22 protein-coding genes are annotated in these 16900 nt (G+C 41.9%); 3 read left to right on the forward strand and 19 right to left on the reverse strand.

Annotated elements, in window-relative coordinates; translation table 11 throughout:
• Positions 1 to 159: 159 nt before the first annotated feature.
• Positions 160 to 468, forward strand: a complete 309-nt coding sequence (locus KOSB73_RS30585; protein ID WP_064371152.1) for a hypothetical protein — start codon at positions 160 to 162, stop codon at positions 466 to 468.
• Here KOSB73_RS30585 and KOSB73_RS00535 read toward each other — a convergent pair.
• Both KOSB73_RS00535 and KOSB73_RS00540 read right to left on the reverse strand, forming a co-directional pair.
• Positions 449 to 1510, reverse strand: coding sequence for a hypothetical protein (locus KOSB73_RS00535; protein WP_094645203.1), 1062 nt, complete (start codon positions 1508 to 1510; stop codon positions 449 to 451). The genes KOSB73_RS30585 and KOSB73_RS00535 overlap by 20 nt on opposite strands.
• Before the next feature lie 85 nt (positions 1511 to 1595).
• Complete coding sequence (locus KOSB73_RS00540) at positions 1596 to 1850, reverse strand: Hha/YmoA family nucleoid-associated regulatory protein (protein ID WP_064371177.1); 255 nt, start codon at positions 1848 to 1850, stop codon at positions 1596 to 1598.
• A 174-nt stretch (positions 1851 to 2024) separates the two neighbouring features.
• Here KOSB73_RS00540 and KOSB73_RS00545 point away from each other — a divergent pair, with 174 nt between their 5' ends.
• Positions 2025 to 3158: a tyrosine-type recombinase/integrase gene (locus tag KOSB73_RS00545; RefSeq protein WP_044350431.1), complete on the forward strand. Its 1134-nt coding sequence runs from the start codon at positions 2025 to 2027 to the stop codon at positions 3156 to 3158.
• Between the two features lie 61 nt (positions 3159 to 3219).
• Here KOSB73_RS00545 and KOSB73_RS00550 read toward each other — a convergent pair whose 3' ends face one another.
• Positions 3220 to 3537: a hypothetical protein gene (locus tag KOSB73_RS00550; RefSeq protein WP_044350433.1), complete on the reverse strand. Its 318-nt coding sequence runs from the start codon at positions 3535 to 3537 to the stop codon at positions 3220 to 3222.
• Between the two features lie 28 nt (positions 3538 to 3565).
• Here KOSB73_RS00550 and KOSB73_RS00555 point away from each other — a divergent pair, with 28 nt between their 5' ends.
• A complete protein-coding gene (locus KOSB73_RS00555; RefSeq protein ID WP_044350435.1) occupies positions 3566 to 3802 on the forward strand; it encodes a hypothetical protein in 237 nt (78 codons plus the stop codon).
• 14 nt (positions 3803 to 3816) lie between these two features.
• Here the strand turns inward: KOSB73_RS00555 and KOSB73_RS00560 are convergent, their stop codons facing one another.
• The 16 genes from KOSB73_RS00560 to KOSB73_RS00640 all read right to left on the reverse strand — a co-directional run bounded on the left by KOSB73_RS00560 (position 3817) and on the right by KOSB73_RS00640 (position 16871).
• Complete coding sequence (locus KOSB73_RS00560; RefSeq protein WP_098140156.1) at positions 3817 to 4140, reverse strand: hypothetical protein; 324 nt, start codon at positions 4138 to 4140, stop codon at positions 3817 to 3819.
• Positions 4140 to 4895, reverse strand: coding sequence for a hypothetical protein (locus KOSB73_RS00565; RefSeq protein WP_044350439.1), 756 nt, complete (start codon positions 4893 to 4895; stop codon positions 4140 to 4142). Before KOSB73_RS00565 ends, KOSB73_RS00560 begins: the two co-directional genes overlap by 1 nt.
• Positions 4892 to 5851 (reverse strand): DNA replication terminus site-binding protein, encoded by a 960-nt coding sequence (locus KOSB73_RS00570; RefSeq protein ID WP_044350441.1) that lies wholly within the window; start codon positions 5849 to 5851, stop codon positions 4892 to 4894. Before KOSB73_RS00570 ends, KOSB73_RS00565 begins: the two co-directional genes overlap by 4 nt.
• Positions 5852 to 5892: 41 nt before the next feature.
• Positions 5893 to 6300, reverse strand: coding sequence for a hypothetical protein (locus KOSB73_RS00575; protein ID WP_064371179.1), 408 nt, complete (start codon positions 6298 to 6300; stop codon positions 5893 to 5895).
• A 9-nt stretch (positions 6301 to 6309) separates the two neighbouring features.
• Complete coding sequence (locus KOSB73_RS00580) at positions 6310 to 6750, reverse strand: hypothetical protein (RefSeq protein ID WP_064371180.1); 441 nt, start codon at positions 6748 to 6750, stop codon at positions 6310 to 6312.
• A 69-nt stretch (positions 6751 to 6819) separates the two neighbouring features.
• On the reverse strand, positions 6820 to 7062 hold the full coding sequence (locus KOSB73_RS00585) for a hypothetical protein (RefSeq protein WP_044352267.1): 243 nt from the start codon (positions 7060 to 7062) through the stop codon (positions 6820 to 6822).
• The gene (locus KOSB73_RS00590) at positions 7049 to 7747 is read right to left on the reverse strand and encodes a hypothetical protein (protein ID WP_223884737.1); all 699 of its coding nucleotides are present in this window, start codon (positions 7745 to 7747) and stop codon (positions 7049 to 7051) included. Before KOSB73_RS00590 ends, KOSB73_RS00585 begins: the two co-directional genes overlap by 14 nt.
• 263 nt (positions 7748 to 8010) lie before the next feature.
• Positions 8011 to 8550 (reverse strand): hypothetical protein, encoded by a 540-nt coding sequence (locus KOSB73_RS00600; RefSeq protein ID WP_064371181.1) that lies wholly within the window; start codon positions 8548 to 8550, stop codon positions 8011 to 8013.
• A gap of 69 nt (positions 8551 to 8619) precedes the next feature.
• Positions 8620 to 9864: a DUF7146 domain-containing protein gene (locus KOSB73_RS00605; protein WP_044351634.1), complete on the reverse strand. Its 1245-nt coding sequence runs from the start codon at positions 9862 to 9864 to the stop codon at positions 8620 to 8622.
• Between the two features lie 110 nt (positions 9865 to 9974).
• The gene (locus tag KOSB73_RS00610; protein ID WP_042927269.1) at positions 9975 to 10205 is read right to left on the reverse strand and encodes a hypothetical protein; all 231 of its coding nucleotides are present in this window, start codon (positions 10203 to 10205) and stop codon (positions 9975 to 9977) included.
• 71 nt (positions 10206 to 10276) lie between these two features.
• Positions 10277 to 12169, reverse strand: coding sequence for a vWA domain-containing protein (locus KOSB73_RS00615; protein WP_098140157.1), 1893 nt, complete (start codon positions 12167 to 12169; stop codon positions 10277 to 10279).
• A gap of 64 nt (positions 12170 to 12233) precedes the next feature.
• Positions 12234 to 13310: a DUF3150 domain-containing protein gene (locus tag KOSB73_RS00620; protein WP_044352295.1), complete on the reverse strand. Its 1077-nt coding sequence runs from the start codon at positions 13308 to 13310 to the stop codon at positions 12234 to 12236.
• A 92-nt stretch (positions 13311 to 13402) separates the two neighbouring features.
• The gene (locus tag KOSB73_RS00625) at positions 13403 to 14464 is read right to left on the reverse strand and encodes an ATP-binding protein (RefSeq protein ID WP_009652428.1); all 1062 of its coding nucleotides are present in this window, start codon (positions 14462 to 14464) and stop codon (positions 13403 to 13405) included.
• Positions 14461 to 15318 carry a hypothetical protein gene (locus KOSB73_RS00630; protein WP_064371183.1) on the reverse strand — a complete coding sequence of 286 codons (858 nt, stop codon included), beginning with the start codon at positions 15316 to 15318 and terminating at the stop codon, positions 14461 to 14463. Before KOSB73_RS00630 ends, KOSB73_RS00625 begins: the two co-directional genes overlap by 4 nt.
• Positions 15319 to 15377: 59 nt before the next feature.
• Positions 15378 to 15731: a hypothetical protein gene (locus KOSB73_RS00635; protein WP_042927270.1), complete on the reverse strand. Its 354-nt coding sequence runs from the start codon at positions 15729 to 15731 to the stop codon at positions 15378 to 15380.
• 135 nt (positions 15732 to 15866) lie between these two features.
• Entirely contained in the window at positions 15867 to 16871 is a 1005-nt protein-coding gene (locus tag KOSB73_RS00640) for a hypothetical protein (protein WP_064371184.1), read from the reverse strand.
• Positions 16872 to 16900: the final 29 nt, after the last annotated feature.

Here is a 16900-nt window from a genome sequence, read left to right on the forward strand (position 1 = left end):
TACCCGCCAGCGTTGATACCCATGGCCGCTTCAGGCCCGATTTACCCGCCAGCGGTGATAGCCTGAACACAACGTGAACTGTTCTCCCCCACCAGCATTGATCTTGGTGGCCGCTGCAGGACCGGTTTACCTGCCAGCGGTGATAACGTTGAGCAGAAGGTGAGCAATCTGCCCGCCAGCATTGATCACGGTGGCCGCTGCAGGACCGGTCTACCCGCCAGCGGTGATAATGTTGAACAGGAGGTGAGCTATCTGCCCGCCAGCATTGATCTCGGTGGCCGATGCAGGACCGGTCTACCCTTCAGCGGTGATAAGGTTGAACAGGACGCCAGGAATTCGCTCGCCATCATTGATCGCGGGGGCCGCTGCGGGACCGGTTTACCCACCAGCAGTGATGACTTTACGTTAAGTGCTAAATACAAAGGTGGTACATTTGTGAGCGACCGTTTTATTTGTTCCGATCATTGAGGAGAAACCAGTCATGAAAAGCCTGTTTGTCATCGAAGCCAGGCAGTTGATGGATAGACATGTTCCAGTTGATTATTTTGACGATGAACCCTATGAATGCCATTTCAGCCTCATTCAGTTCACCATCACCTCTCTTACGTAAAAAAAAGTCGTACCACCGTTCGTATGCCGGGACATTGATAGATTCTGAAGCCTCAAGCAGGCGTGGGATAAAATATACCAACTTGTCAAACGCTTTACTTCCTGGAGGGATATCGGCGCGGCTTAAGCTACAGAGAAGGTTTAAGGTGCACCTTAAATGATGCCACTGCAGAGACGGTGACGACGGTAATACATTCATGCTTATCGGCAGTTCATGCGGGATCAACGCAAGAAGCTGATTACCGCTGCTGGTGAACTCCCTCTTGTACTGGTGTAAGGCATCAGGCTTAACCGTTTTCATCATTGGATGGTAGATCCATTTTTTCGCTTCCTCAGAAACGAAAAGTAACTTTTCTACCGCATCCATCAGCTTTATACCTTCTCCCTTCTCCCGGTATGGTGCGACGATGCTTTCTATTCGAACCGCGTCTATCTCAACCAGCGCCAGCTGGCCGGTCTGGGCTAACAGGTCTGGATTTGGCTGGATGTCCTCAGCTGTATCATTGATGAAGATCCCGATAGTTGTGTCATTACACTGCCCGATAAGGTCAGCATTCAGCCCGCATACAATCCCACCAGCGGTGATGTTTTTAAGTGTGACAACACCTTTTTCCTTACCGTGCAAAAGGTGTGGAAGAGCCAGAAATTTTTTCTCCTGTATCTTCATCTGAATGTATTTTTTTAGATGTTGTAAGGTCAGTTCACTGCAAACGCCTTTAACATCCGTGGAGTGGCTGAAATGCCATTTTTTACTTTGTCCCTGTCTGGCTATGAGAGAGGTGCCACAGATGAGGCAAATACAGTTGCACGAAAGACCATTTTCAACACTGGCAATATCAACGATTTTATTTGTGTCTTTATCAAAACCAAATGGGATCCACTTTCGTGCATTACGTTTCATGTTGATTCCTCGTTTAATGCAAATAAAATATTCTACATCAACCGCTTTACTCAAACCGGAAATAACATGATTAACTGGAAGTTATTTAAATATCATCAGGAATGAGACTCCACACAGAGGCGGGTATTTTGTCATATATCTTTTTCATATAAATCTCAGCCCTGCGGTGGTCATAAGCCCCATTCAGACTGATAATCTCGTTTATTGGTCCACCTTCCTCGTTTAATTTATCCTGGATACGTTCAAAAACTTTATCAAGGGTTTCTGTTGTACTGCATTTTCTGAACTTCAGGAGATAAACTTCTCTGAGGTTGCTTTCAGCATTTGGGCTTTTCAACAACGGCGCTCCGGGGCAGGTTTAAAACACTCAATACTTTCGAAAACAATAAATGAATGCCAACAGACTGGCAAGTCGGGCATTTCTGGTTTTTTGTTATTGTTCCTGGCTTTGAACAAAAATACTGTTAGTATACTGGTTATAAAACCAGTGCTGTTAAAAGACATGAGATCTTCCATGACAGATAGAACGAAGCTGATAGCCCTATCCCGGCCCGATGACATGAGCGCACTGGATGCGCTTAAGCTATTACGTTTCCGCCGCTACAACACTGCGAGAAGCCAGTTAAGGACCACCCGTGTCTGGTCGTCATGGTGTGCCAAAAATGGCCTGACGCCCTTCCCTGTGGCTGCTGTTGATGTTGAACGTTATATCAACGGGCTGAATGGATCCGTCAAAATGGCGACCATTTCTCATTTCATTGCTTGCCTTGCGAGCGTTAACGGGAGTCTCGGATTCCCTGACTTCCGCAACGTTCTTATTAAAGCGCTTGTCCAGGTCTGGCGGGCGCGGGAAAATGAGAAAAAAGTGGTTACCGGCCAGGCGCTTCCTTTTATGGTTGCAGACCTCAATATACTCCGTCGGGCCCTCCAGAAGAGCGACGACGTCAGGGATATCCGTGACCTGGCTATGATCTGGGTTGGTTTTGAAACGCTGCTGCGCAACGTGGAAATCAGGAGGATTAAAACCGGTGACCTCAAATGGCAAAATGACAGTGCCTGTTACCTTCTGGATGTGATGCGGACCAAAACAAGCCTGTCGAGCAACCTGACGTTTCAACTTTCGCCACAGTGCAGCCGACACGTCAGGCGACTGATTGAAACGGTGGAGTATACGGATACAGAAACCTTCGGGAACCGTTACCTGTTTCAACCTGTCAACGTCCATACAAACCGGTATTTTCCGGCCACCAGCAGTAAGCTGTCCAGAGGCAAATCTATAGATAACATGCTCCTGAAGGCTGGCTTCAATCAGGCGTTGCTCACTCAGCTGCAGAAGGACTCACAGGTCACACGAGAGGATGTCGGTATTCTGTCCTCCAATTCACTGAACCAGGCATTTTCGCGCCTGTGGGATATAGCCGGTAAAGTGGGTGATAACCGGCAGTCTGGCCGGTACATTAAGTGGACAGGGCACAGTGTGCGAGTCGGGGGGGCTATTGAACTGTTTAGGGACGGATACACTCTGGAGAAAATTACGGAGATGGGGAACTGGTCTGATCCGAAAATGGTTTTCCGGTATATCAGGGCATACCTTGCCAGTGAAAAAGCCATGGTGAGCTTTATGCGCAATCATCTGGACGACATATAACCAGAGTCCTGAGATACCGGCAGGCAGGTGTTAACGTGGTGTGGGGGTTAATGAACCGTCGTTAAATATTAATCTCCTTTAAACCGGTTAATACAAAATTACCTTTTTCTGATAGTGTGTCGAAGTCAGTCAGACTGAATTCATGGGTATGAAACCAGACAACACGACACGTTGGACAGGTAACCGGTAATTCATCTTCGGCTATTTTCTCGCAATTATGGATAATTTCACCCTGCTCATTCCTGTCGATATTATAACCACTTGTGCAGAGTGTTTCGTACCCATGTGCACCTGTGACAATATGTGTGGCTGTTCTTTCTTTAATCTCTCCATTTACTTTTATTTGCTCACGAGTAGTAATGGTTCGTTTATTATTCATTGTCCCTCCGGATGGAATGTAAAAAAGAATGGCTATTACGCTTGTGTTCACCTTGGCTGCAGGCGGGGAAAGTTTCAGCCAAAACCACACAATCAGGGAAATCAATACTCAGCGCCTTTCTGAATGGATGCAGACTCAGCCTCATTTACCCTGTCATTGTGAAACGCCCCTGTTCCTTCATTATGCGGCCGTACGGCAGGAAGACGAAGAAATGTCTTATCTTGCTCCAGAATGGCTTCTGGTGCGTTTCACGAAGGAAAATTAGGGTGATTTAATTTGTTAGCGTTTCTGGTCTGCCTTTTCGGCTTTCCGTTGTTTTTTCAATCTCCGTTTTTCCTTGATACCCGCCAGGGTGTAAAGAACCACACAGGCAATGAAATTTACCAGTGCAGCAAATTCCACCCCCAGATGAATCACTGCCGGTTTGATGGGCAAAAATAAAGCTACGAGAAGCAGAATAAATGAAATGATACACCGTAAGTACATCCCTTCCGTGCCGTCGCCCCGAATATTCTGGCTCGCACCGGCCCCGATTTTGCTTGTCAAAAAATTAAGGCCATACGCACACAGGGCGGTTACGACCATGAAAATTGCATAATTCATTATTCCTCCAGGGGTTTTAATTTCAGCCTGACCACATTTACCAGTTTCTTAATGCCGCCCTCGCCGGGAGCAAACACATAGCGATATCTCGGCCAGGTGGTGTGAGAAAAAACCTCACCAGCGGTATTCATATCGAGTGGCAAAAGTCTTGCTGTCTTGCTCTCTGGCAGTTTATCTACGGGGATCATCCCTTTCCTGAAACTCTTCATCATCAGTGCAAGTGGGTTTCTGCAATTTTTATTGCTCATGGTTTCTGTGTAACGGATCATCCCTCCCATCGTGATCTGGACTGTACCCAGTTCGCAGTCAAACTGTGGCATCGCAGGCCAGGAAGGAACTTCAAGACTCGTGCTGGTCAGAGCCTGCCCGTAGCCCTGCTCACTGGTTTCCACCGATGTGTTGAGTCCCGGGAACAGAGCATGCATATACCGGATGATCTTTACCACGCCGGGCGTACTGGCTTTGCGCTGATAGATATCAGGCAGCCAGGCCGATGTACTGGCCCATAAGGTGGTACTGGCATAAACCTGTTTCTCCATATGCCACAGAATGGAGGGATCCGAGAGGAAATGATGAACTGTCAGTAACTCAGCCAGAAATCTGTCTTCACTCGGTTGCGTCATAGCATTTTTAAAACTGATCTGAACCCGGAAACGTTCCTTCGCGTTCACAAACGATATTCCCCGACTGACCGCGACCTCGTAAAGCCTGTTGGCCGGGTCCGCATGACAAATACCGGTTAAAATCCTGCTCATGCCGACTCCTTAATCACTTCCACCAGCCCAATTCGGGGCAGGACAGATCGATATTTTTCATCAACATTTCCGCGCTTCTGCCTTTCACCTTTTTCGTAATCTTTTAACGGGTTAAAACGGCCCGGCTCACTGAACAAAATTAACGGTAAAGGGGCTCTGAAGTTGAGTTTGTACGGTCCGGACACGTCATCAGGATCATGTGGACTGGTGTACCTGATATTGACGTTAACAGCAGGAAAGTTACTTTCCCGGATGATGCGAAACTTCCTCAACTGCTCATCTTCATGGCTGACCTCTTCATTGAGCAATGACAACATCATGATTTCCTCACTACGCTCCTGCTTCAGTCGCTTAACATCCTGTATAGTCAACCTGATATCAGGCTGTAGTGCCGTTAGTTCCCTGCGTAAGCGATCAATAACCGTTTCCAGGCGGGTGAATTTATGAACGACCGGAATTTGCCAGGTGAAACCGAGTGTGCGAATTTTCTCAGTCACGATGCGGATGTTACGGGATGCCTGCAGGGTCACCAGCCACGGGCAAACCTGATGCAGAATTTCTGACCGGGAGTCCCTGTATTGAGTGATACTTTTGACCGCATCAGCAAACTTATCCCGTAGCCGGTTGATTTCTCCTACCAGCGCCAACACTTCGTCATGATTATTATTGACGACAATAAACCCGGGGTATTTACGGGTGATTTTGGTTGAATAAGGTTCATTTTTCGCCAAGCCTTTATCAACCCGCTGCTGCCGGTAAATGTCCACCAGGGTGTCGAGGCCAGGCACCGAGTGAGTCACCTTAATTTCCTGTGGGGGATGATACTCCTCCATGCTTCGTGGCTCCGGGAGCGAAGCAAGGTAAGCTGATCCGATCTCGCTATCCTGGAGTAAACTGTGCAGCTCATCGAGTTTGCGTAGTTGCTCTTCATTGTAATGTGCGAAGTCAGTATTCATTTCATCTCCCGATCATGTTTCCCGAGGGCGGACGTTAGTCGTTAAATGAATTCAGGTAAAGTTCTGAATGTCAGCCATAGCGGCAGGCGACGTCCGTCCTGACACACCCGAATCAACCGGTATCGTGTTTTCTCCATCGACACTAGCCAGTAACCAGCAGGGACAGGCCGGTTAATCGTTATCAGCTTCAGGCCGTAAAATCCCCACGAAATGAACATTCGCCCGGCGTGTTCGCTGAAAGAGATCCTAAAGGACGGATAAAGTAGCCAGAATGCCGTAAAGTAGAGATACCATGAATACGGAACCGTCATCTGCAGGATTTCATAGTTACGCACCGTCGCTGTAATGAGTCCAAGGCTTAAAATTGCCCCGATACCGGCATAGGCTTTAAACGATGCACTTTCGTAGTTCTTCCAAGTAATGTTTCCGATACTGTGCACTTTACCCATCGTCCTGCCTCACTGTAATTGGCTATGGCTCTTCATGCGTGGGAGGATATCGTTCTCCCACAGCGACTTTGAGCTCCCGTGACCACCGGTAAGGCGCATTGCACAAACTCGATCAAACACGGAAACTTCTTCCCTGATTGCATGGGTTTGACGATCCGTAAGCTCAATGTAGTCAGGAACAATCTGCATAACCGCGTTCATCATTTCGGCTTTCATAATCCGGGGGCCTTCCTCGGTATCTGCCACATAGGTCTCATCAACATTAAAACTAAATGAACAGAGGAGCTGGCCCTGGGCCTTTGGGCCCATCTGAACTCCTCTGCTGTCAACCGTCAAACGAACGATGGCAAAAGAGCCACCATCACTGGTAATATTTCTGACCAATATGCTGACAGGTGTCATATGCAACCAGCTGTAGATACCCAGGACTATTTCTTCTTTGAAAATCATATTCAATTTTTAGGTTCTCTTTTTTTTCATTAATGAATATGAAAGCATAAAAAAATGCTCTGTAAAGCCCTAATCTATCGAGAGCAGAGGTTTGGTATTTTTTAATTTGTACTCGATAATAATACCAGCAGCATCAGCTGTTGTTATTTCAGACAAGATTGCGTCAATAATTTCAGGGTCGGATATGTTATTGAACCCGAGTCTACGCACCCTCTCTTTTACACATTCAAAACGACGTGCTGTTGCTGTGTCAATGACAAGCGTGTTCACCGGCAAGCCGTCAGCTGCGCCATGCACATCATTCGTTTTCATGTTTGCTCTCCAGATCTGGAATATAATCAAAATTAAAAGCAACTGCCTTTTCTGGTGCACCATCTGCGATGAGCTTTAACCATGAGTATGAATCTTCCTGGTTTAAGAAGATAACCAGGTACCCCTTATCAGAAAGGTTATGTTGTTTTATGAAATCAATATCATTATCCATTCCGAAACCCAGAGGACCACGTACTATGCGTGATTGTGTTGGTAAGTGATGGCTGAACAAGGATAAGACGACTTCTCTCAGGTCTAAATTATCGTGAGCAATGAAAACCACCCTTCTACCATCAGTAACCGAAGATACGATGCTTTTAACACTGGCCTTAATGCTATAGCGATAAACTAACAGTCTCAGTCTGGTCATACTGAGACAAATGATACCTGCACTTGTGATTAAAGCACCATAAACTGAGCCTTCAACGAACCAGTTGATAAGCCCGACAGCCAATAAAGCAACAAAAGTAACTATGCTGAGAAGGAACAAATAAAAGTTTATTTTGTGGTCTTTTGCATACCACGTTGAAACAAGGGCCAAAATGACCATCACAACCAGTAATGAATACATTGAAAGGTCATACGGGTTACTCATCAACACACTCTCTCTCATGCCCAGGGCAACCCCTGACAGGTGAAAAGTCTGGACAATTTTGCGTTGTGATAAGTCGTTCACCGGCTGCATAACGCAATTTCAAGTCCGTACGTAAAGCTTCAGCATTGTCCCCACCAAAAAGGTAGAGAAGGAAATCATCATCGGCCAAAAGTAACTTTTCTAGGCCATAGCATTCGTGTCTGTAGTTCATCAGCCCTCCTTTAAACTATTAAATCACAGTAGAAAGGCAAAGTTTCTGGACTAAGGGACTAAAAATCAGACTTAGAGAAAAATTTTTGGCAAAAAAAAAGCGCATAAAATATGCGCTATTTTTTATAGACAACAATGAAGAATTAATTTAAGCAGCGAAGATGGTTTTCAACTCGCGCAATGAAGTTCTTCATTGAGGGAAGGTTTAACTCCTCTCCGATGTGAAGGCAGTCAAAGAGTGACCGTACGGGATCGGAGTTAAAACCTTTATTATTAACAAAATCTAAAATCTCTTTCAGATAGGTGTTTTTGTTGCCACCGCTAAAAGACTTAAGTAAAGGCCCTCGATCTAACAGAACACCGGCATTTTGCTTTGTGAGACGGACGCTCTGCATGCTAAACATTTTACAATGATAATATGCAAAGTCCTCACTACCATCCCAATCAAGTGCCATGGAGGAGTGAAATTCAGATAACAAAAGCAACATGGTGCCATGATCGCGAACAACGTAGATAAATTCAGAGTTACCATTGATTAAGGCTTGCTTGATTAAACGCAAATCTGTCTCTATGTCGTAGTCATACCACGGTGTATTAACAAGAGTGGAGGAATGCTTCAAAATGAAGTTATCTTTTACCCAGGCGAATACCGATTCAATATCAATTGCAGAAATATTGTTCATAACAGGCTCTCTTAATGTTAAATGAGAGAGCCCCCACAGGGAGAACTCTCCCTGTATGGGTTATGATAATTACTTAATCAGGTCGAAAAACTTTTCTTCAAGTTTACCAGGAAAAGTTTCTGTCCCATTGAGTATCAGCACATCATTCCAGTCGACACCTTTCTTACCATCAGGAATATCAATTTCTGGTAAGAAAATGTGAACATGGACATTCGCGTGAGGATAGCGTGCAGCGAATAATGGTTCCATTCGGGTCTTAAGAACCTGTGCAGCAGTTTCTCCCGCAGCATTACCTGTTTTTGGATTAACCCGATCTTTATCTGCCCAAATTGTCAATTCGATGAACTCGCAATCAGAAGGAGGCATAAAATGATCAGGAATTTCCAGCATTTCCATAAACGTAGAACTTGAAGATGCCCAGCATGGTATTGAAGTTGCCTCAGTTACAGACAACGCATTCTCTATACCTTCGCTGATACCCAAAAACCAAGCCTTAGACATTTCATCATAGGTTGGTTTAAACAACTGGATCGAGCCACCATTCATCTGATAGACCGGTTTCATCATTAACTTTGGGTTTTCAACATCTGCTTTTACAAGCCCATCATCACTAAGATGAGTTTTATGGATAGTGCAATTGCGACCTAACTTATCGTTAAAGATAGCAACCATCGTGGGGTGAAAGCTGGCAGGTTTATTAGCACCATGCCAGTAACGCATTTTTGGATTTAACCCCAGGCTTGCAGGTAACTTTGTGAGAATCCTCTTGATTCCGCGCCCTGAAAGATATCGCGCTACTAAAGAATCAGGAGTCGCAACGTTAGTATATTTGTATACAGCTTCTAATTTCTTTATGCGATCAAGCCTTTCCTCCTCACCGATATCGGAGAAAGATGAAGCTTTTTTCTCATAAAGAACGATATTAACGCGATCAGCTTCATTCAACTTTCTGACTTTAGAAACACCCATCATTTCCAGAATGTCTTTAGCTGCCTGCGTTTTACTAACATTTTTAAGTTCAGCAATTAAATCAATGCCATCAATGAATGCATTATGTGGATAATCTTCATGTATAGCATGAACACTTTCTAGTGAACGGTCTTTAAATCTAAATTTCGTTTTGCCGTCGCCTGTAAACGGGCATTTTACGGAGCGAGGTGCTTTTTCTAACGCCTCATGAAATTCAGGATAAAAGGACAGAACATTACGCCATCCACCCAATTGATGAACGTGAGACTTGACGAGGTCAAATGTCTCTTGTGCATGCTGCATTGGTGATTTAGCCGGTAAATTAGAACTTGTAGAATGACTCATAATATTCTCCTGGCTGACATTGTGGGTTTCACAATGCCTACTGCTGTGCAGATAACATTGAGAAACCCACAACGCAGAATGAAGGAAGTGCCACAGGGTGGCACATTCATTTATAAGATTTCGTAACCGTTATTCCGATATTTACTCACCAGTTTGTCAACTACTGAGTCCATTACTTCAGAATTTTCCTCGGAAAAGCTGGAATCACGCACAAGACGTTCAACCGGCAATACACCGTCAACAACTTCTCCTTCAGTAACGTATATCTTGGTTCCGATCATTCCACCGTCCAATTGACGAGAGTCAACTCGGACACGCTTAATATATTTTTCACCTTTCATATATTTGCTCCTAAAAGGCGAGCAAATACACCCAGGCGGGTATATAAGCCCGCAGGGGAAGGTATTTAAATTTAGACCAGACTTCTGATTAATTCCTTATACAAAGGAATTAATTCAGATATATCGTTTATTGTTTTAAAATAAACGCCGTCGAAGCCTTGTGGTTTTTCAATGCCATAACCGATACAGACAATTTCTATACCATGTTTCTTGGCATGTTCAACTGCTCTGCTAACGCATTCTACAGGACTAGACGGTAAACCATCTGTCGCTATAAAAATAACCTTACGTGTAAAATTGAAACGTAATAAATATTCTACGCATTCATTTATCGCTTCAGCAGTTGGAGTATGTAATCCGCTACTTACATTTTCGTAATCAGAGAAATTGTGAGCAACTGATTCGTTAAATGGCTTAAGAATGTCTATAAAACCTTCTTTCTGGACCGGATAAACAACATCAGCAACATCAATATTGTTTACCGACTCACAAGCCAAGGTAAAAGCGAGGTTAGCATTTAAAGCTAGTTCACCAACTTCATACATAGATGCCGAGATATCACGTAGATTAACTATACCCACGTCAGATCGCTTCCATCCATCCCCACCTTTCTTAAAGACAGATGTTGCGCCCATAGGTACCTCAACAAGCTTTCTTCCATGAAGGCGAGCTCCACGGTCTGTAAGCCGGTTGTTACGGCGGACATTCTGTTTTAATAGAGAAGAAAGTAACTTTCTTAGGTCACGTGAATTATTTTGTGCTTTAGTATAGTCCTCTTCAGTAAGACGGATAAAACCGATGCGAACCCCGTAATTTGTAACATCTTCATCACTGAATGATGCTGCCATCACGGTAATTGCTTTTTTAAGAGCTTCATGAAAATCATGCGATGGTGTTTGGTCATTGTCAGAATCAAGATAATTATCAAGATCCTCTATGGCCTTTTTTATCTGTTCGGGTGAGTAAACAGGTTTTAGATCTGAATTATCACTTAAAGAAGAATCATCGGAGCTGTCAGAATCATCAGAATCATCAGAGTCATCAGAGTCATCAGAGTCATCAGAGTCATCAGAGTCATCAGAGTCATCAGAGTCATCAGAGTCATCAGAGTCATCAGAGTCATCAGAATCATCAGAATCATCAGAGTCATCAGAGTCATCAGAGTCATCAGAGTCATCAGAATCATCATGTTTCTTCTGCTCTTCTTCTTTCTCTTTTAGATCATCACGTAATTTTTCAAACTCTTCATGAAGTTTTAATCCTAAATCACATGCCATAAGAGTTGAATTAACACCGGTAGCTTCTGCGATTAATGAATCAAAACGATCTTTCAAACCTAATAGAGTAGTATCAGCAAGATCAAAGAAATTTTTTAAAATCTCAGGAATGCCTTCTTGCCCTAATTGGTTGACTCGGAGTTTATTTAAAATGTACATTTCCACATATGAAACTATATTTTTTCCATCTGCAGTCATGTAACCATCTTGAACCATTAAAGAATACACTTCAGAAAGCATCGATTTAGATAATGGAAAAAGATTCCCAGTTTTCTCCTCCATCTGAATGTCTTCAAAAAGGTTGATTTCCCGATGAAGTCTTTTTAACTTAATTCGTGCTTTCTTCTCATCGTTTTCTGAAGAGAAAACAGGAACACCATCAGCTAATATATGATCAAAACCTGGTAATTTTGAAAGGTACTCATTCTCAAAACTTATGCAGGTTTCTAATTCAGTAAAACGATTATGACCACCTTCATGACTAATCCAACCAGAGCATAACTTCCAGTATTTATCATTACTAAAGTCACCATCAGGTAAATATATTATTTTTTTAACCATATCAATTCGTGGGTTCATTTTGCGACCGGCAAACCTAATGGTAAGGTCAGGGTCAGCACCAATGACACGAGCGATATTCTGAGCTGCTAACTTTGAACGCAAAGAAGAACTTAATTTAATAGACATAAAACACCCATATTATATTAAATGGGCGCACCCAAGTGGGTATGCCCACGAGGGAATTGAATAATCAAAAATTGAGTGACGTTCCGAAAGTTACTTTTTTCTGCACGCCATCATTTTTTGACACTAAAGGTAATGAACTACTCTGGGTATTAGCCTGAGGTGATTTAGTTGCAAACGGATCGACAAATTTCAAGCTTGAATTATTGACCAATTTATCATCTAAATCATTAAATCTATTTTTAATTTCGGAAATGAAACTAGTTACTAAATCATCTCCATCCATGATTTTGTTCAAACGGTCAGTATCACTTAAAAGTAATAACCACTCGCGGAACAAACTCATGTGAAGGGCCGAATCCAAATTTCCATTCGGAAGGTGGTTTAATACGCTTTGAATTGAATCAGCAATTTTAGTTGCCCGATTATCCATAAACATAAAACTAACAACCTTTTCCTTCAAATTAGCAAGTTTCTCTACAAAAGTCTGGTCAATCTTTGGCTTAGTGCAGGAAGCATAAATAGATTCAGCAGTCGCCGCGATATCTTTAATTAAACCCACTGTATAGCGGTCACCTAAATCCTCCCCATCAATTGATATTGGTGTGAAAGGTATAGGGTGGCTAACCTGGAAAAGAAAAGAATTTTCGAAGTCTGTCTTTGTCATTCTCAATTTTTCAATCAAGTCTGCAATTTTGGGACTTCTATCTTTTTCCATCTGAATGTACTCTTCATAACGTTCTAAAGCATTCTGGATACCTTCTTTGAAGTACTCTCGGACGGCTTCAACTTCAATTAAGTACTCCTCCAGTTTAGATGTCGGAAGTATGTTCATTGAGCTGAATGGAATGCAATATTTACGCTTTAAATTACTTAGTCGCGTATGCACGGCGCTTTTAAAGTTCAAAGCCTTGCTGGAAATCCATTGAATTTCAACCTTGCTAACGCTGGACTGGTCTGATACTTCATCTTCAACAAAAAACTGTCTTATTTCATTAGTACGACGGCGACCCTGCGAACCTTCGACATCTACCTTAATGATAACGGCACCATCTTGAAGTTCAGGATGGCGATCAATGAAAGTTTGAACGGATTTGCTGATGTGAGTGGTATCGGCAATAGCAGCAATTTTGATTTTAGCCATGATATTTCTCCAGTGTACACCGGAAAAATATCTCCCAGAGGGAAAATATTTCCCGGTGGGGTTTTATAAAGTACGGAATTAAGATTAACTTTCTACTTCAATTGTGAAATTGAAAGAAACATTTCTTCTGGGAACAATTGTTCAAGCAATATATCCGCCCTACTTCTTGCTTCAGAAGATAACTTAGAAGTGAATGCAATTGTGAACCCTACAGAAATTTCTTCATCAAGAACTTTCGAAGTGGCAATCCATGATATGAGTTCACGAATATCCATAACCAACTCGTCGTCTTTCAGATTGTTGAGCTCAAAAGCAACTTTAGCAAACACTCTCAAACATGAAGGACTCAGTTCAGGGAAGTGAGCCTCTGCAGCGTTATACATATCTTTTTCGTCAGGTCTAAACATCGGCAATATTAAAAACCGCTTAATAAATGCAGAGTCTTGAGACTGTGAAGAAGCGAAACGCATATCATCTCCGCTCATGTTCGTATTAGCAGTGCCAATAAATCTTGTGAAACGATTTGCATGAATCAAATCGCCTCCTTCTTTCGCAGTTGCCCACGGTTTACGTTCTAATGGCATATGTAACTTAGCAGCAGTATCGGGATTTATTTTATCAATCTCATCAAGAAGAATGATGTGACCATCACGATAGCCTTGGACAAGGTCACTATATACATACCGTGTATTACCATTTTCCAGCGTTCTCATACCTTCAAGGTCATCAATAGATAATTCGTTATTGATTTGCTTGATGGTGATAGGCCAGTTAAGCATGTGGCTGATATATAATGCCAGCTCAGTTTTACCAGACCCTGACTCTCCTTGCAGACAAATTCCAGCTGTTATCTCATTATTCATGAGCAACTTGATCATTCGACGAAGGGTTATCGGATTTGGACGGTACTTACTATTAAGTAGTGCACGAAAAGGAGTGACTTTTTTGAAAATTGGTACAACGTCATTTTCAGAAAAGCTGCTTACATTAAAATGCTCATTCGCACGAACAAGAATGTAATCATCACAATCTTCGTATTCTACTGCTTTGGTTAATTCATGTGATTCGAAATATTTAATCTCCGATTCTGAGTCTTCATTAGCAGTAAGAGAAACAATATTGAATGTATTATTAGCGGCGGTAGCGTGTGTCATAAATAACCCCATTTCATATATGTAAAGTAAAGTCTGTTTTTGATAATGGCTTTTGAAGTGTTTAAAAGTAATCCGTAATCAAATCCGTATGCATGAGAAATAACTTTACATGCATCTGAATATAACCACTGAATATAATCAACGGCTTCAGTTTTTAGGACGTATGAATCTTTAATTCGATCCCATGTCCATGCACCATTCTCACTTAAATTTTCAAGGATTAGCATTTGCTCGTCGAAAATCTTTTTAAAGAGTTTCAATCTGTCTGCTATTGACCATTTTATAATTAACGATCTCCTTGAGTCGCAATAACCTGGATCCAAAAAATCTGACCATTTCAGCGGGCCTATAATAGGGTGTGAAAATGTTAAGTTGTCAGTGTTTAATGAATTGATAAGGTTTTGCATTGACTCTCTTGAACGCACCTCAAGTAAGAGCCTTGACTTTATAAACAGAATAATTTCATCGGGGTCATATCCAAAGTAATGACACACGATTTGAAATTGTTTAGTACAGTACCAGTCTAACTCCAATTTTAATTTAGGTGTTAAATATCGATAACCATGTGAATCGATTTTATAAACCATGGAATGGTCTATATGGTACTGAACAGTTACAAATGATGATTCCATCAACTTATAGAACAATGTGGAAATATGTTCATCAGACCAAACGAAATCATCAAGCTCCTGATATTCATAGGTTGATACGTCACCTATATCAGATTCATTGATTGAAGATGAAACCACAGGTTTATATACCTTCTCCTTAACTTCATCTTCCTCGAATGAAAAGAAGCTAAAACTAAGTTGGTTTTCATTAACAATCCTTTTAAATTTACTACATAAATGCATGATAGGTCTCTCCAACGGAGAAACCCAAAAGGGATTTCTCCCTATAGGGTTAAAGAAATTTAACGCGTTAAGAACCTTGAAGCACCAAAGCCTTCTATCGGTTTAGGTACTCTATGAAGCAATTTCTGGGCTTGAACTCTGACGACCGTGAATTCACCAGAAGACACTTTATCAGTAACAAGACAACCAGAAATCATAAGGCTATCACCTCGAATAATTTCCTTAAATTCCTTATCATACAGGTCTTGTGGTATCTTCACCTGGATAGGGGAAACGACCATTTCGACTTTACCATTATTTTCCATTTCTTGTTTGTTATCCAGTATTAACATAATAGTGTCATATTCTGGACGAATTATAACCTTATTAACCTCACCGGAAACACAGACAGTATTAATATGATTAGTAAACATTTAGGCCTCTTTTAAAAAATAAAAAGAGACCCAGAAGGAGTCTCTTTTCTCCTTATGGATGGGAAGTATATAATTAAAAAACAGTGTTTTTAGTATTCATCTTTCTTTAACTCACCTTAATCAATAAGGTAGCTGTTAAAGATAACTAACAAAGTTAATAATAGTTGAAGCCCCAAAATAGAGAATGCCTATGCAAGCAGCACCTTTGAGTACTCTTGATACGACCTTGTCAAAAATTGAGACTGCTTTCTCTGGAATTTCAGAGATGACATCATTAAGCGATGTTTCCTGATTGATAGCCGCGGCTCTTGATTCATCATCTTTCAAGGATGCTTCAAGCTTGAGCAACTTAGACATTGAATCAGCTACAACAAAGTCAAAACCAGTAACTTTGTGAATCATCATCTCTTTAAAAGATAAGCCGTAATGTTTATCTTTGAGACCGAACTCTTTCATTAGAGGTTTCAATTTACTGTAAAAATCATTGAGGTCCTCATGATGAGATTCAACAGTTTCAGTAAAGTGCTCACGTTTATAAAAAACGTGGATCTCATCGATTACTAGTTCAAGCCATTGACTAACTTTAATAGCACCCAGTTTTATCAGTTTGTCTTTACCGAAGTTAAGATTTTCCGACGAAACAATAGAGCTGATATTTAATTCTTCAAGTTTAACATCCAGTGATGATAAGAATGCATCTAGTGTTTTTTCGCGGGGAATATCAGGAAACTCTTCAAGAAGTTGCTCAGCCTCATCGAGGGTGATTTTCTTAATGAAGGTATCGCTAACATTTACACTGTAGATCACCGAGCGTTCTGAACCAACAAGATGCTTCAGTTTAGAACTTTCTTCAAGCGCCTTTAACTCGATTACGCGACTGACAGAATCTGTCATATACCAAATGTATGCCTTATCGTCATCAGTGCCTTTATCAATTTTACAAATATCACTACCAGTATTAGATGGTGGAATTACTTCACCATAAAATTCTTTTACATAAGCCAATAAAATTGAATCTTTATCAATTTGGGTGGCATCCGGTAGTGAAATAATAGCAGCGGTGGCTGAAGCTTCTGAAGCTTTAATAGGGGTAGATTTAGCAGTAGTAGCAGTAGTAGCAGTTGTAGCGGAAGTAGTCATTTTAAATACCTTTGGTTGGGATCGAATTT

The organism is Klebsiella grimontii, assembly GCF_900200035.1.
GTDB classification, from domain to species: Bacteria; Pseudomonadota; Gammaproteobacteria; order Enterobacterales; family Enterobacteriaceae; genus Klebsiella; species Klebsiella grimontii.

Bases quoted from the DNA above. Each gene is read 5' to 3' on its own strand.
- KOSB73_RS00550 (WP_044350433.1), bottom strand. From the start codon at position 3,537: ATGAATAATAAACGAACCATTACTACTCGTGAGCAAATAAAAGTAAAT.
- KOSB73_RS00610 (WP_042927269.1), bottom strand. From the start codon at position 10,205: ATGAAAGGTGAAAAATATATTAAGCGTGTCCGAGTTGACTCTCGTCAA.
- KOSB73_RS00620 (WP_044352295.1), bottom strand. From the start codon at position 13,310: ATGGCTAAAATCAAAATTGCTGCTATTGCCGATACCACTCACATCAGC.
- KOSB73_RS00585 (WP_044352267.1), bottom strand. From the start codon at position 7,062: ATGAAAACGAATGATGTGCATGGCGCAGCTGACGGCTTGCCGGTGAAC.
- KOSB73_RS00545 (WP_044350431.1), top strand. From the start codon at position 2,025: ATGACAGATAGAACGAAGCTGATAGCCCTATCCCGGCCCGATGACATG.
- KOSB73_RS00640 (WP_064371184.1), bottom strand. From the start codon at position 16,871: ATGACTACTTCCGCTACAACTGCTACTACTGCTACTACTGCTAAATCT.
- KOSB73_RS00630 (WP_064371183.1), bottom strand. From the start codon at position 15,318: ATGCATTTATGTAGTAAATTTAAAAGGATTGTTAATGAAAACCAACTT.
- KOSB73_RS00605 (WP_044351634.1), bottom strand. From the start codon at position 9,864: ATGAGTCATTCTACAAGTTCTAATTTACCGGCTAAATCACCAATGCAG.
- KOSB73_RS00555 (WP_044350435.1), top strand. From the start codon at position 3,566: ATGGCTATTACGCTTGTGTTCACCTTGGCTGCAGGCGGGGAAAGTTTC.
- KOSB73_RS00590 (WP_223884737.1), bottom strand. From the start codon at position 7,747: ATGCAGCCGGTGAACGACTTATCACAACGCAAAATTGTCCAGACTTTT.
- KOSB73_RS00635 (WP_042927270.1), bottom strand. From the start codon at position 15,731: ATGTTTACTAATCATATTAATACTGTCTGTGTTTCCGGTGAGGTTAAT.
- KOSB73_RS00625 (WP_009652428.1), bottom strand. From the start codon at position 14,464: ATGACACACGCTACCGCCGCTAATAATACATTCAATATTGTTTCTCTT.
- KOSB73_RS00565 (WP_044350439.1), bottom strand. From the start codon at position 4,895: ATGAGCAGGATTTTAACCGGTATTTGTCATGCGGACCCGGCCAACAGG.
- KOSB73_RS00580 (WP_064371180.1), bottom strand. From the start codon at position 6,750: ATGATTTTCAAAGAAGAAATAGTCCTGGGTATCTACAGCTGGTTGCAT.
- KOSB73_RS00615 (WP_098140157.1), bottom strand. From the start codon at position 12,169: ATGTCTATTAAATTAAGTTCTTCTTTGCGTTCAAAGTTAGCAGCTCAG.
- KOSB73_RS00560 (WP_098140156.1), bottom strand. From the start codon at position 4,140: ATGAATTATGCAATTTTCATGGTCGTAACCGCCCTGTGTGCGTATGGC.
- KOSB73_RS00570 (WP_044350441.1), bottom strand. From the start codon at position 5,851: ATGAATACTGACTTCGCACATTACAATGAAGAGCAACTACGCAAACTC.
- KOSB73_RS00600 (WP_064371181.1), bottom strand. From the start codon at position 8,550: ATGAACAATATTTCTGCAATTGATATTGAATCGGTATTCGCCTGGGTA.
- KOSB73_RS00535 (WP_094645203.1), bottom strand. From the start codon at position 1,510: ATGAAACGTAATGCACGAAAGTGGATCCCATTTGGTTTTGATAAAGAC.
- KOSB73_RS00575 (WP_064371179.1), bottom strand. From the start codon at position 6,300: ATGGGTAAAGTGCACAGTATCGGAAACATTACTTGGAAGAACTACGAA.